The organism is Photorhabdus heterorhabditis (assembly GCF_018448905.1).
In the GTDB taxonomy this organism is placed as follows: domain Bacteria; phylum Pseudomonadota; class Gammaproteobacteria; order Enterobacterales; family Enterobacteriaceae; genus Photorhabdus; species Photorhabdus heterorhabditis.
In genome coordinates this window covers 41,966-55,645 of record NZ_RCWA01000007.1, presented here as the reverse complement: position 1 = coordinate 55,645, position 13,680 = coordinate 41,966, and the positions used below count along the sequence as shown (strand labels likewise).

Annotated in this window: 13 protein-coding genes; 5 read left to right on the top strand and 8 right to left on the bottom strand. The window is 43.3% G+C overall.

The genetic code is table 11. From position 1 onward, the window contains the following. The first annotated feature begins 8 nt into the window (after positions 1-8). The 5 genes from lolC to pepT all read left to right on the top strand — a co-directional run bounded on the left by lolC (position 9) and on the right by pepT (position 5,410). Positions 9-1,211 (top strand): lipoprotein-releasing ABC transporter permease subunit LolC, encoded by a 1,203-nt coding sequence (lolC, locus tag EAE89_RS06265; RefSeq protein WP_054478229.1) that lies wholly within the window; start codon positions 9-11, stop codon positions 1,209-1,211. Continuing rightward, the gene (gene lolD, locus EAE89_RS06260; RefSeq protein WP_054478231.1) at positions 1,204-1,908 is read left to right on the top strand and encodes a lipoprotein-releasing ABC transporter ATP-binding protein LolD; all 705 of its coding nucleotides are present in this window, start codon (positions 1,204-1,206) and stop codon (positions 1,906-1,908) included. Before lolC ends, lolD begins: the two co-directional genes overlap by 8 nt. Next, complete coding sequence (lolE, locus tag EAE89_RS06255; RefSeq protein WP_149616780.1) at positions 1,908-3,155, top strand: lipoprotein-releasing ABC transporter permease subunit LolE; 1,248 nt, start codon at positions 1,908-1,910, stop codon at positions 3,153-3,155. The genes lolD and lolE overlap by 1 nt, the downstream gene beginning before the upstream one ends. A 93-nt stretch (positions 3,156-3,248) precedes the next feature. After that, entirely contained in the window at positions 3,249-4,091 is an 843-nt protein-coding gene (cobB, locus tag EAE89_RS06250) for a Sir2 family NAD+-dependent deacetylase (RefSeq protein WP_054478237.1), read from the top strand. 56 nt (positions 4,092-4,147) lie between these two features. Beyond that, positions 4,148-5,410, top strand: coding sequence for a peptidase T (pepT, locus tag EAE89_RS06245; protein ID WP_054478238.1), 1,263 nt, complete (start codon positions 4,148-4,150; stop codon positions 5,408-5,410). A 224-nt stretch (positions 5,411-5,634) separates the two neighbouring features. Here the strand turns inward: pepT and EAE89_RS06240 are convergent, their stop codons facing one another. The 8 genes from EAE89_RS06240 to rluE form a co-directional block, all read right to left on the bottom strand. Further along, a complete protein-coding gene (locus tag EAE89_RS06240) occupies positions 5,635-6,756 on the bottom strand; it encodes a ribosomal protein uL16 3-hydroxylase (RefSeq protein ID WP_149616779.1) in 1,122 nt (373 codons plus the stop codon). Positions 6,757-6,839: 83 nt separating this feature from the next. Further along, a complete protein-coding gene (phoQ, locus tag EAE89_RS06235) occupies positions 6,840-8,303 on the bottom strand; it encodes a two-component system sensor histidine kinase PhoQ (RefSeq protein WP_083451909.1) in 1,464 nt (487 codons plus the stop codon). A gap of 19 nt (positions 8,304-8,322) precedes the next feature. Further along, on the bottom strand, positions 8,323-8,991 hold the full coding sequence (gene phoP, locus EAE89_RS06230) for a two-component system response regulator PhoP (RefSeq protein WP_054478241.1): 669 nt from the start codon (positions 8,989-8,991) through the stop codon (positions 8,323-8,325). 366 nt (positions 8,992-9,357) lie between these two features. Continuing rightward, a complete protein-coding gene (gene purB / locus EAE89_RS06225) occupies positions 9,358-10,728 on the bottom strand; it encodes an adenylosuccinate lyase (RefSeq protein WP_054478243.1) in 1,371 nt (456 codons plus the stop codon). 23 nt (positions 10,729-10,751) lie between these two features. Further along, complete coding sequence (hflD, locus tag EAE89_RS06220; RefSeq protein WP_054478245.1) at positions 10,752-11,378, bottom strand: high frequency lysogenization protein HflD; 627 nt, start codon at positions 11,376-11,378, stop codon at positions 10,752-10,754. Between the two features lie 2 nt (positions 11,379-11,380). Beyond that, entirely contained in the window at positions 11,381-12,484 is a 1,104-nt protein-coding gene (mnmA, locus tag EAE89_RS06215) for a tRNA 2-thiouridine(34) synthase MnmA (RefSeq protein ID WP_054478246.1), read from the bottom strand. Between the two features lie 84 nt (positions 12,485-12,568). Beyond that, positions 12,569-13,018, bottom strand: coding sequence for an NUDIX hydrolase (locus EAE89_RS06210; RefSeq protein ID WP_054478252.1), 450 nt, complete (start codon positions 13,016-13,018; stop codon positions 12,569-12,571). Further along, the gene (gene rluE / locus EAE89_RS06205; protein ID WP_054478311.1) at positions 13,011-13,640 is read right to left on the bottom strand and encodes a 23S rRNA pseudouridine(2457) synthase RluE; all 630 of its coding nucleotides are present in this window, start codon (positions 13,638-13,640) and stop codon (positions 13,011-13,013) included. The genes EAE89_RS06210 and rluE overlap by 8 nt, the downstream gene beginning before the upstream one ends. Positions 13,641-13,680: the final 40 nt, after the last annotated feature.

The window sequence follows — 13,680 nt, the reverse complement described above, 5'->3', positions numbered from 1 at the left end:
CAGATTTCATGTTTCAGTCTGTCTCATTATTTATAGGTTTGCGGTATATGCGTGGCCGTGCGGCTGACAAATTTGGTCGGTTTGTTTCATGGCTGTCAACAATCGGTATTACTCTTGGTGTCGCCGCATTAATCACTGTATTGTCAGTGATGAATGGTTTTGAGCGTTCATTGGAAACCAGTATTCTTGGCTTGATGCCGCAGGCTGTTGTGACGTCGGCAAGTGGTTCTCTAGATCCCGTACAACATCCTGCTAGTGAACTTTCGAACCTAGAGCAAGTCAACAGGATTACACCATTGGTTATGGGCGACGTTGTATTGCAAAGCGCCCGTAATGTCGGTGTGGGTGTGATGTTGGGTATTACTTCAGATGAGTATGAACCACTGACTGAATACTTGGTTAACACTGCTCGCTATCAACTTGAACCCGGCAGTTATCATGCTATTTTGGGCGAAAAGTTGGCGGTGGAGCTTGGAGTAAAACGCGGAGATCGAGTTCGCCTGATGGTGCCAGGTGCAAGCCAATTGACACCAATGGGGCGTATTCCGAGTCAACGTTTGTTTATGATTGTGGGTACTTTTGCTTCTAACAGTGAAGTAGATGGCACACAGATTCTGGTGAATCAACAAGATGCTGCCCGTTTGATGCGTTACCCGCAGGATAATATTACTGGCTGGCGTCTCTATCTCAAAGAACCGTTGGCGGTGGATCGCTTGAGCTTGCAAACCATGCCTGAAGGGTTGTTATGGAAAGATTGGCGTGAACGTAAAGGTGAATTTTTCCAGGCTGTAAGGATGGAAAAAAACATGATGGGTTTATTGTTGAGTCTGATTATTGCTGTGGCTGCATTCAATATCATTACTTCTCTTGGTTTACTGGTGATGGAAAAACAGGGTGAAGTGGCGATTTTGCAAACCCAGGGACTGACACGCCGTCAGGTCATGGCGATTTTTATGATCCAAGGAGCGGGTGCCGGGATTATCGGTACATTATTGGGAACTGGGCTTGGTGTTCTGCTTTCGAGCCAGCTTAATAACTTAATGCCACTTATTGGCCTGTTGACTTCAGGTGTTGAGTTACCTGTTGCTATTGAGCCATTGCAAGTCGCTACAATTGCAATTTCAGCGATAGTTATTGCCCTATTATCTACGTTATATCCTTCCTGGCGTGCCGCTGCCACCCAACCTGCTGAGGCTTTGCGTTATGAATAATCAACCATTATTGCTGTGTAATAATCTGTGTAAAAAATATCAAGAAGGGCAAGTACTGACCGAAGTACTGAAAAATGTCACTTTTGCTATCAATCAGGGCGAAATGATGGCGATTGTAGGAAGTTCGGGGTCAGGTAAGAGTACGCTATTGCATTTGCTTGGTGGATTGGATACACCGACTTCCGGTGACGTTTTGTTTAAAGGGGAGTCTCTGAATAAAATGTCTTCCAGAGCCAGAGCAGAATTGCGCAATCATGAATTAGGCTTTATTTATCAGTTTCACCACCTGTTGCCAGATTTTAACGCGATAGAAAATGTGGCTATGCCGCTGCTGATTGGCGGTAAAAATCGGAATCAAGCACAGAAGAAAGCGTTGGAAATGTTGGCGGCGGTTGGTCTGGAGAAGCGTGCTCATCACCGCCAATCAGAATTATCGGGTGGTGAACGTCAGCGTGTGGCGATTGCCAGAGCATTAGTTAATGAACCTTCTTTAGTTTTGGCTGATGAACCCACTGGCAACCTTGATTTACGTAATGCAGATAGTATTTTTGAGTTACTGGGTAAACTTAACTGGCAGCAGGGAACCGGGTTTTTGGTGGTTACCCATGATTTGAAACTTGCCAGCAAATTGGATCGTCAGGTAGAGATGCGTGACGGCTATTTGCAAGATGAATTGACCCTGACGAGGGCATTGTAATGGCAAATTTGCCTCTTTCTCTAGTTACTGCTCTTCGATTCAGCCGGGGGCGCCGTCGTGGTGGAATGGTATCCCTGATTTCGGTGATCTCTACTTTGGGGATTATGCTTGGTGTCGCGGTCTTGATTATTGGCTTGAGTGCCATGAACGGTTTTGAGCGGGAATTGAGGAACAGGATACTTTCCGTTGTTCCTCATGGTGAAATCTATGCGGTTAATCAGCCTCTTGAACGGTGGCAATCTGCATTAGGACGGGTGAAAAACACAGCTGGTGTGGTTGCGGCTTCACCTTATATTACTTTCACTGGATTGATGGAAAAAGGCGCTAGTCTACATGCCGTTCAGGTAAGAGGTGTTGATTTAGTCACAGAGGCTCAGGTTAGTTCATTACCAACGTTTGTGCAGGATAATGCATGGCAACACTTTCAGGCGGGTCATCAGCAGGTCATTTTGGGGCAAGGGGTTGCTAATGCTTTGAAGGTTAAACAGGGTGATTGGCTGACTGTTATGATCCCAAACAACGATCCAGAGATGAAACTGTTGCAACCAAAGCGGATTCGTTTACAGGTCAGCGGGATTTTTCAACTGAGTGGCTTACTTGATCATAGTCTGGCTTTGATTCCCTTGGCTGATGCACAGCAATATCTGGATTATGACCAAGGGATCACTGGAATTGCTATTAAAGTTGATGATGTGTTTGCTGCCAATCAGCGAGTAAGGGTGGCTGGAGAAGCATCACAGGAATATGTCTATATCAGCAGTTGGATAAGAAATTACGGCTATATGTATCAGGATATTCAGATGGTACGCAGCATTATGTATCTGGCTATGATTCTGGTGATTGGTGTGGCGTGTTTCAATATCGTTTCTACCTTGGTTATGGCGGTAAAAGATAAAAGCAGGGATATTGCTATCTTACGAACACTGGGAGCAAAAGATGGACAAATCAGAGCGGTTTTTCTCTGGTATGGATTACTGACGGGGATGACAGGCAGTATCGCAGGTGCTGTAGTCGGAATATTAGCATCACTTAATCTGACTTCACTTATCCATGGGCTGGAAAAGCTGATCGGCCATCAATTCCTTTCCGGTGATGTTTACTTCATCGATTTCTTACCATCAGAGTTACATAGCATGGATGTTTTGTTCGTTTTAGCGACTGCGCTGATTTTGAGTTTGCTGGCAAGTTGGTATCCGGCAAGACGGGCAAGCAGGCTTGATCCGGCACAGATTTTAAGTGGGAGATAATAAACCTATTATTGGCATCAGCTGAACAAAAGCGCTATGGTGTAAAGGAAACAGAAACTTAAGCATTATTGAGAAATCTTAAAGGAAATCAGTATGCGTGTTCGTAGTCGGCTTTGTCGGTTTCGTAAGGTTAAGCGTTTGAGGCATCAGCGATTTCGTAGCCGAATTTTCTATAGGGATAATCGATTGGCATTTGATATGAAAAAACCTTATGTAGTGGTATTGACTGGTGCGGGTATTTCAGCTGAATCGGGCATTCGGACTTTCCGTTCTTCTGATGGGTTGTGGGAAGAACATCGGGTGGAAGATGTTGCTACACCTGAAGGTTTTCAGAAAGATCCAGACTTGGTACAGGCGTTTTATAATGCCCGGCGGCGTCAACTACAACAACCGGACATAAAGCCGAACACAGCGCATTATGCTTTAGCCGCGCTGGAGCACGAACTGGGTGACCATTTTCTGTTGATTACTCAGAATATTGATAATCTTCATGAACGGGCAGGTAGTTGTCGTACGGTACATATGCATGGTGAGTTACTTAAGATCCGTTGCTGCCAATCTGGGCAAGTGTTTGAATGGACAGGTGCATTGGCTACAGATGAGCGTTGTCATTGCTGTCAGTTCCCATCACCGTTGCGTCCACATATTGTTTGGTTTGGTGAAATGCCTTTGGGTATGGAAGAGATCTATTCTGCACTGGCTCAGGCAGATATTTTCATTGCGATCGGCACCTCCGGGCATGTTTATCCTGCGGCTGGATTTGTGCATGAAGCTAAACTATCAGGCGCACATACGGTGGAATTGAATCTGGAACCAAGTCAGGTAGAAAGCCTATTTGATGAAAAGCACTATGGACCAGCCAGTAAAATAGTGGATGAGTATGTCCAAAGGTTAATTGATAAGATAAAAGAATTTAAAGCTGATTTGACGCAATAATTATTGTGTTTCTCTTCCTCATAATGGACAGCTAAAGTCCCGGGGGGAAGAGAACAATGGACAGATTATTAGAGCGTTTTTTTAAATACATTTCTTTTGATACTCAGTCAAAACTGTCAGCGAAAACCATTCCTAGCAGTAATGGTCAGCTTAAACTTGCCAAGGCATTGAAGCAGGAGCTAATAGAGCTGGGTTTCTCTAATGTGGTACAAAGTGAACATGGCTGTGTAATGGCAACATTACCGGCTAATACACCGTGGCCTGTACCGGTTATCGGCTTTATTGCCCATCTTGATACTTCGCCAGATTTTTCTGGAAAAAATGTGAACCCACAAATGTTAGAAAATTATCGGGGGGGTGACATCGCTTTAGGATGCGGTGATGAAGTGTTATCGCCAGTTATGTTTCCTGTATTGCATAGTATGTTAGGAAAAACGCTGATTACCACAGATGGTAGAACACTGCTTGGTGCCGATGATAAAGCGGGTATTGCAGAGATCATTACGGCCATGGTTCGCCTGAAGAATAGCAATATTTTACATGGTGATATTCGAATAGCGTTTACACCTGACGAAGAGATAGGTAAGGGAGCACGTTATTTTGATATTGATTCATTTGATGCTGAGTGGGCGTATACCGTTGATGGTGGTGGTGTGGGTGAATTAGCATTTGAAAATTTTAATGCGGCGGTAGTAACAGTCAAGATTGTTGGCAATAATATTCATTCTGGTAATGCCAAAGGGGTCATGATTAATGCTTTGTCGCTGGCAATCTGCATTCATCAGGAATTGCCATCAGGAGAAACGCCGGAACATACGGATGGATATGAAGGCTTTTATCATCTGCAACGAATTAAAGGTACGGTAGAGCGTGCTGAAATGCATTATATCATTCGTGATTTTGATCGAAATAATTTCGAAGAACGTAAAAAAAAGATGATCAAAGTTGCTGAAAAAGCAGGTAAGGGGTTACATCCTGATTGTTATATCGAACTGACTATCGATGACAATTATTACAATATGCACGATGAAGTTATCAAATATCCACATGTTATTGAGATTGCAAAACAGGCAATGCTGGATTGTGATATTGAACCCATCATTAAGCCTATTCGTGGTGGTACTAATGGAGCACAATTGTCATTTCGTGGTTTGCCTTGTCCGAATATATTTATGGGGGGATATAATTATCATGGTAAACATGAATTTGTTTCGCTGGAAGGAATGGAACAAGCTGTAAGTGTCGTTATGCGTATTGCTGAATTGACCGCTCTGTTGTCTAAAAAAATTGGGAAAAATTCAGGAGTTTTGCAGCATTAGCTAATTTGCCCCAGTATGAATAGACAAAAAAGAAACATGGAAATAATTAATTAAATTTAATATTCATCGGGTTGATATAGAGATAATTAATGCAACCTTTAGGAATTGCCTCTTAATCAGGAGGTTTGATTAAGAGGCAGTGAATTAATAATTGGGTTAGATGTTAAACAGAATTAATGGACTTTTGAACGATTCCGTTTAAATTTACCTCTTGTAGTGATGTATCAATCATTAAAGTACCAGTAACCACTGTTTATTAATGCCGTGAGCAGGCTGATAAAACGAACATCATCTATCGCTTCACCAAGCATTTCGGCATTAATTTCATAGTGGTGGCAAAGAATGTCAGCAGCATTAAGATGAGGTGTATCTATTAATTCTCCGTTAACAAAGCATTGATCACCGATTCTTATAACCCGTAATCCATTAAGACGATGGAGATTTTCGCCTTGTTTCATTAATTCATAAATTTCATCACTTTCATAAGGTGGTTCTGGTGGGGCAATATCAAGCTCATGCCGTGACTGAGAGATAAATTCACCAAACCATTGTTGGAAAGTTTCGGGTTGTGTCAATAATTCACTCATCATTGAGTGTAGTGCGGATAGCTCATCTTTTTGCACCAATGCCGGATTGTCGCGTAAAGTCAGATTGGGATCACTGTAGCGATAGCCACCTAAATCATTAGCCAGTAGGTAATCAGCAAAACTACTGAATAGCTCACGGGTATTGGGTGCACGAAAACCAACTGAATAATTCAATGAATCTTCAGTGGCGTAGCCTTCATGTGGAAATCCGGGTGGAATATAGAGAATATCACCTGGCTCCATCTCTTCATCGATGATGGCATCAAATGAATCGACTTGTAGCAGATCAGGATGAGGGCAGTGTTGCTTCATTGGCACTTTCTCCCCAATGCGCCAGCGACGGCGTCCCATTCCCTGGATGATAAATACATCGTATTGGTCAAGATGTGGGCCAACACCCCCGCCAGGAACGGAGAAAGAGACCATCAGATCGTCCATGCGCCAGTCAGATAGCGCACGGAATGGTTGCATTAATGCAGAGGAGGGATGATGCCAGTGGTTAACTGCCTGTACCAGTAATGACCAATCTTTTTCACCTAAATGATCGTAACTTTCGAATGGACCATGGGAAACATCCCAACGGCCATTTTTCTGACTGACCAAGCGGCAATCAACTTCATTTTCCATAGCCAAGCCGGCCAGTTCATCGGGAGTAAGGGGATCAATGAATTGACGAAAACCTTGTTTAATCAGCAGAGGTCGTTTTTGCCAATGATTTTGTAAAAACGCCTGCCAGTCCAGATTCAACTGATAGTCCATAGTGACATCCTGAGTTGAGGTGAGTTTTAGGATATTATAACGAAATAGTTAAATTGAGTATCAGACTACACAGGCATATTTGGTTAATCGTCATCATTAACTTGCTGGCAACGGAATATAACGCAAATTCTGGCGCCGCCAAGCGGACTGTCACTGATACTGATATCTCCTTTATATTGCTCAATGATTTCAGAAGCAATGGATAATCCAAGCCCCTGACCCGGTTGTAAGGTATCGACACGTTGACCCCGCTGGAAAATCATTTCCCGTTTATTAATATGGACACCAGGTCCATCGTCATCAACAATGATCATTACCGAATTATGATCCATAGTTGCGGAGATCTCGACAAATTCAAGGCAATACTTACAGGCATTTTCCAGGACATTGCCCATGACTTCCATAAAGTCATTTTTTTCACCAAGCCAGGTGATTTCCGGCGATACATCTAACGTGAGACTGACGCCTTTGCGTTGATAGACTTTTGTTAAAGCGCTGCACAAACTATCCAGTAAAGCTGGAACAGAAGAAACTTCCCGCATAATGATGCTATGATCACCGCGCATACTGGCCCGGTGCAAATAGTAACCTATCTGCTGAGAAATACGGCCTATTTGTTCAAGCATGATAGGTTCTGCCTGTTCAATGGTCATCTGCTTACTGCTGCGTAAAGAACGGAGAGTTGATTGTAAAACAGCTAGCGGTGTTTTCAGGCTGTGTGTCAGATCGGCCAGTGTTGTGCGGTATTTTGTATAGCGGTTGCGTTCATTATTGAGCAGAACATTAAGGTTACGAACTAATCCCCGTAGCTCAGTCGGTGGATTCTCATCCAATTTTTCTCGCTCACCTTTTTCTAATGAGCCGACCTGATGAATAAGCGATTTGATTGGCCGTAAACTCCAGTGAGCAGCCAGCCAGATTAATGGAATAACCAGAATAAGGTTGGCAATCAATACATAGCCGAACCATTCCCACACCAGAACTGTTTTCTGTAAGTCCTGTGGAATGGTATCAATCACTACGATAGTCAATTCTGGCAGATGTGTTGTCGAATGATATCTATTAACGGAAACGGAATGGGTTAGCTCGTTATCTTCATTTTCGTTGAGAGTATTAAGTTTGCCTAATTGCCCCTGCATATTGGTCGAGTCTTTTAACAAGTCTCGGCTGCTTTTCAGGTCAGTATCCAGTTCATATAAACCATCTTCCTTCAACCATTCACTCGGGATAGATCTTTCTACTTTTGGGATATGGCGTTGACGCCAAAGGATAGTGCCTTTGTTGTTATAAATCAGAACTAATGACGGGTTATTTAGTGTGAAATTGGGTGGTACTGAAATATCCAGCTTATTGTTGTTCCACTGAGCAAGGCTGAAAAACAAGTTACTCTGACTACGTAATAGTGTATAAGCGGTTTTGTCAAAACTGACCAGGTAACCGACAATAGCAACAATACCATAAGACATTGTCAGAGCCAGAATGACTGCGGCAGTCGCCATTAGAAACCGGGTACGGAGTGAAAAAGGTTGCTTTTTACGTTTAAGCACTTTTTTGCACATTAAAATTTTATACATCAAAGCGATAGCCTTGGCTGCGAACAGTCACGATAGCTTCATAAGGCCAAATATCTTGTATTTTCTTTCTTAACCGTCCGATTAAAACATCAATGGAATGGCCTTCGCGCAGTTCAGCATCGGAATATAATTGACGCATTAATGACTCTTTAGTGACAATTTTGTCGCTATTGCACATCAATATTTCAACAATTTTATATTCAAAAGCCGTCAGTTTGACACTTTCACCATAAATTGTTAATTCTTTGCGTGACAGATCAATTCTGAACGGGGGAAATTCAATAATTTGGGAAACCAGCCCATTATTACGGCGCAGGAGTGCCTGCATACGGGCAATGATTTCCTCAAGATGAAATGGCTTGGTGACATAGTCATCCGCCCCTGCATCAAGAACGGTGACTTTTTCCTGCCAGCTTTCACGAGCGGTCAGAACAAGAATAGGAAGTTTCTCATCTTTCTGGCGCCAGCGACGGATCAGACTCAAACCGTCTTCTCCGGGCAAACCAAGGTCAACGATAGCGATATCGGGTTCGCTCTCTGCCAGATAGTAATCAGCTTCTTTAGCATTTGCGGCAGCATCAACCAGATGACCCGTGTCACGAAGTTGTACCGTTAAATGGTGGCGTAATAACATATTGTCTTCAACAATCAATATCCGCATGGAATATTCCTTCTAAACTCCAGCAAGCAGTATATGATAACAGGTCATTAAGACTGTTATATACCTGTTATCTTTCAAGTTGCCTCTTTGTTGGCTGCACTCACTCACCCCGGTCACAGAGTTATCTCTGCTCCCGGGGATACGCTCCCTTGCCGTCTCGATGCATCTTGAAATCTATTGGGTATTATAGACAAAATTGCTCGCAAAAAATTCAATACAATAGACTTCACCAAACATGTTAGATACATGGATATGTAACAGCAAGACGTCAAGTGGAAATATAGAATATAACTTTAATGTGTGTTTGGGATTGGTTTATATAAGAGTAGTAACAGACGGATGTTTTATCCGTCTGTGGAATATCGATTACTTCAATTCATCAACCAGAGTAATTGCACGGCCAATATAATTTGCCGGTGTCATTGCTTTCAGGCGTGTTTTCTCTTCTTCGGGTAAATCTAGTCCATCGATAAAGGTCTTCATCCCTTCAGCATTGACACGTTTACCGCGGGTGAGTTCTTTGAGTTTCTCATAAGGCTTTTCGATACCATAGCGACGCATAACTGTCTGGATGGGTTCAGCAAGTACTTCCCAATTCTGATCCAACTCATCTAGCAGGTGTTGTTTATTGACTTCCAGCTTATTTAAACCTTTCATCGTCGATTGATAAGCAATCAGAGCGTATCCCAGACCAACACCAAGGTTACGCAAGACGGTTGAATCTGTCAGATCACGCTGCCAGCGGGAAACGGGTAATTTACTGGACAGATGACCCAATACCGCATTTGCCAGCCCCAGATTACCTTCGGAGTTTTCAAAATCAATTGGGTTGACTTTGTGTGGCATAGTGGAAGAACCGATTTCGCCGGCAACTGTTTTCTGTTTGAAATGGTTAAGCGCGATGTAACCCCAAGTGTCACGGTTGAAATCGATTAGAATTGTGTTGAAACGAGCGATAGAATCGAACAATTCAGCAATATAATCATGAGGTTCGATTTGAGTCGTGTATGGATTCCATTTGATGCCAAGTGAAGTCACAAAAGTTTCACTGAACTGATGCCAGTCAACCTGTGGGTAAGCGGCTATATGGGCATTATAGTTACCTACTGCACCATTGATTTTGCCTAATATTTCGATTTGTTCCAGTTGGCGATACTGGCGTTCCATTCGGTGAGCGACGTTTGCAAACTCTTTACCTACAGTGGAAGGAGTAGCCGGTTGGCCGTGAGTACGAGATAACAGAGGTAAGTCTCGATATTCACCCGCCATTTTTTTGATGGTATCAATTATCTGACGCCATTGCGGTAAAAGTACCTCTTCACGGGCTGTTTGCAGCATCAGCGCATAAGACAGGTTGTTGATATCCTCAGAAGTACAAGCAAAGTGAATAAATTCGGAAACTTTATGTAGTGCAGGAATATGTGCAATTTTTTCTTTCAGAAAATATTCCACTGCTTTGACATCGTGGTTAGTGGTGCGTTCGATAGTTTTGATACGCATTGCATCCTGTTCATTGAAATTTTCGATAATTCCATCCAGGTAAGCGTTTGCGTCTGCATCAAAAGCAGGGACTTCTTTAATTTCAGCACATTCTGCCAGTTCTTGCAGCCAACGTACTTCAACCTGCACGCGGAATTTCAATAAGCCAAACTCACTAAAAATGGCACGTAATACGCTGACTTTGTTGCCGTAACGGCCGTCAATTGGAGAAATAGCAGTCAGTGAGGATAATTCCATTGGTAGCAACTCCTGGGTTTTATTTAACAATGAGCAAGAATATCTTTCGCCTGTTGTACCAGGCGTTGACGAGAAAACATTAATTGCAGGCGACCGCCGCCGACCTGCTGCCATAAGACGGCGCAACGGACTCCAGATAGCAGAATAGCCCGGACTTTCGCCTGTACAAGTGGATTACGTAGAACATCAGGGGAACCCGTCACTTGGATACGTGGGCCAAGTGGGCTGACGACATCGACGTAAATACCCGCCAATGCGTTGAACATACCTTCTGACATTGGCTCAAAATATGCCTGCTGACGTTCTAACAGATTAATACGGTTACCAAGTGCATCGGAAGCTTCCTGATGTTTATTCAGACGGCGTTCCAGTGCCATAAGACTTAACATATAGCGGGTAAGATCGGCGGAAACACTATTATTACCGCCATCAAATATCCCCAGCATTGCGTCCAGCCCGATCCGCAGATTGTGTTCATGATTGCCAAATACATCTAAAACAGATGCTGGGTTAGTGTTTAGGATGCTATTCACCATAGTTGCAACAGCATCGGTATCACACTGGTTTTCATGGGCAAGTTGTTGCACCAGACGACTTGACTGGCAAATTCCTGCCAGCGCTAGTGTAATATTGTAATAATTCTTTGCCACAATTACTCCTGCAAACGTTGTTCAATCACGCCACCGCCAAGACAGATTTCACCCTGATAAAAGACCGCTGATTGGCCGGGTGTAACTGCGGCGACGGGGTTAGCAAAGCGTACTTCTATTTTATCTTCGTTTATTGGTGTGACAGTACAAGGAATATCCTGCTGACGATAGCGTGTTTTGACCACACAATGGATTTCTTCAGTCAATGGTTGTCTGTCTACCCAATGAAGCTGTTGGGCAATAAGGCCGGTAGACATCAGGCGAGGATGTTCATGCCCCTGAGCTACGATCAGCATGTTATTCTGAATATCTTTATCTATTACGTACCACGGCTCTTCGTTGCCGTCCTTTGTACCACCGATTCCCAAACCTTTACGTTGACCGAGTGTATGGTACATCAGCCCTTGATGTTCACCGAGGGTTTCACCATCCACAGTAACAATCGGGCCAGGTTTGGCGGGTAAGTAACGGCCGAGGAAATCACGGAATTTGCGTTCACCAATAAAGCAGATACCTGTGGAATCTTTTTTCTTTGCTGTCACCAAACCGATTTGTTCAGCAATACGGCGAACTTCCGGTTTTTCTAATTCACCGACAGGAAACAGACTTTGGGCAATTTGCTGGTGGCTCAAGGTATATAAGAAGTAACTCTGATCTTTATTATTGTCGAGTCCACGTAGTAACTGGCTTTTTCCGTTAATATCCTTGCGACGAACATAATGACCTGTAGCGATGTAATCTGCCCCTAAATCTTCAGCGGCGAATTCCAGAAATGCTTTAAATTTAATTTCTTTGTTGCACAGAATATCTGGATTAGGGGTTCTGCCCGCTTTATATTCAGAAAGGAAATGCTCGAAAACATTATCCCAATATTCGGCAGCAAAATTGACGGTATGAAGTTCAATGCCCAGTTTGTCACAAACAGATTGGGCATCAGCCAGATCAGTCGCGGCTGAACAGTATTCTTCATTATCGTCCTCTTCCCAATTCTTCATGAACAAGCCAGACACTTGATAACCTTGCTGTTGTAATAAGTATGCGGAAACGGAGGAATCTACACCGCCGGACATGCCGACAATGACTTTTTTCTGGCTGTTATCTGACATGGGAATCTCACTGGAGAAAAAAACAAGCGCCGTACTTTAACACGTTGCAAGCGAGGGTGCATCAAGCGCATGACTGTTTTACTGCTAATTGAACGACGCGGCATAATTATCCAGTATCGTAAGAGGGTGTTTTTTGTTTTGCAGATAACAGCGGATACTTTCGGCAACAAGTGGAGAACGAAGACAGGTGCTGTTTAGTATTTGTTCTGCCGTAACCCAGTGGCAACAGTCAATATCACTGTCCTGTGGATTGGTGGCTATTTGTTGTTCCATTTCAACCAGAAATAGAAAACGGATAAATGGTGTGTTGTCTGGTGCAACCCACTGATGAATTTTCAGCAACGCTTGTGGCGTAGCCCGGATACCGGCTTCTTCCCATAATTCACGTTCTGCCGCCTGTAATAGTGTTTCATCGGCTTCAAGATGACCAGCCGGTTGATTCCATAATGCTTTGCCATTAATTGTCTCTTCAACTACCAGGAATTTATTTTGAGCATGGACAATGCAGGCAACTGTGACATGAGGGCTAAACAAAATTGATCTCCTTCCATTCACCGGGTTTCATTTCGCCTAATTGTAAGGTTCCCATACTAAAACGGATCAATCGAAGTGTAGGAAAACCAACATGAGCTGTCATTCTGCGCACTTGACGGTTTCGGCCTTCATAAAGTGTGATTTTTAACCAGCTTACCGGAATGCTTTTACGTTCACGAATTGGCGGATGACGAACCCAGAGCCAGGTTGGTTCACGAACTAACTCAGCACCTGCGGGCAGAGTTAGCCCATCTTTTAGAATGATGCCCTTACGCAGTTTATCGAGTGATTCTTCATCTGGAATCCCTTCAACTTGAACATAATAAACTTTGGCAGTTTTTTCCCCCGGTTGGGTCAGTTGTGCTTGAAGTTTACCGTCATTAGTTAAAATTAATAATCCTTCACTGTCACGATCCAGACGTCCGGCGGCATAAACATCAGGAAACGGGATAAAGTCTTTCAGCGTGGTTCTGCCCATTTCATCAGTGAACTGGGGTAAAACGTCGTAAGGTTTGTTAAATATCAGCACTCGGCGAGGTCCTGTTAGTTTTTTGACAGAATTTGATATTTTTCTTTGGCTGAATCGGTTAAGTTTGTGTTTTTTAACAGAGAAATTTGTCATCATAGGCCACTGAGCAAATAAGGGAGGGATATTATACATT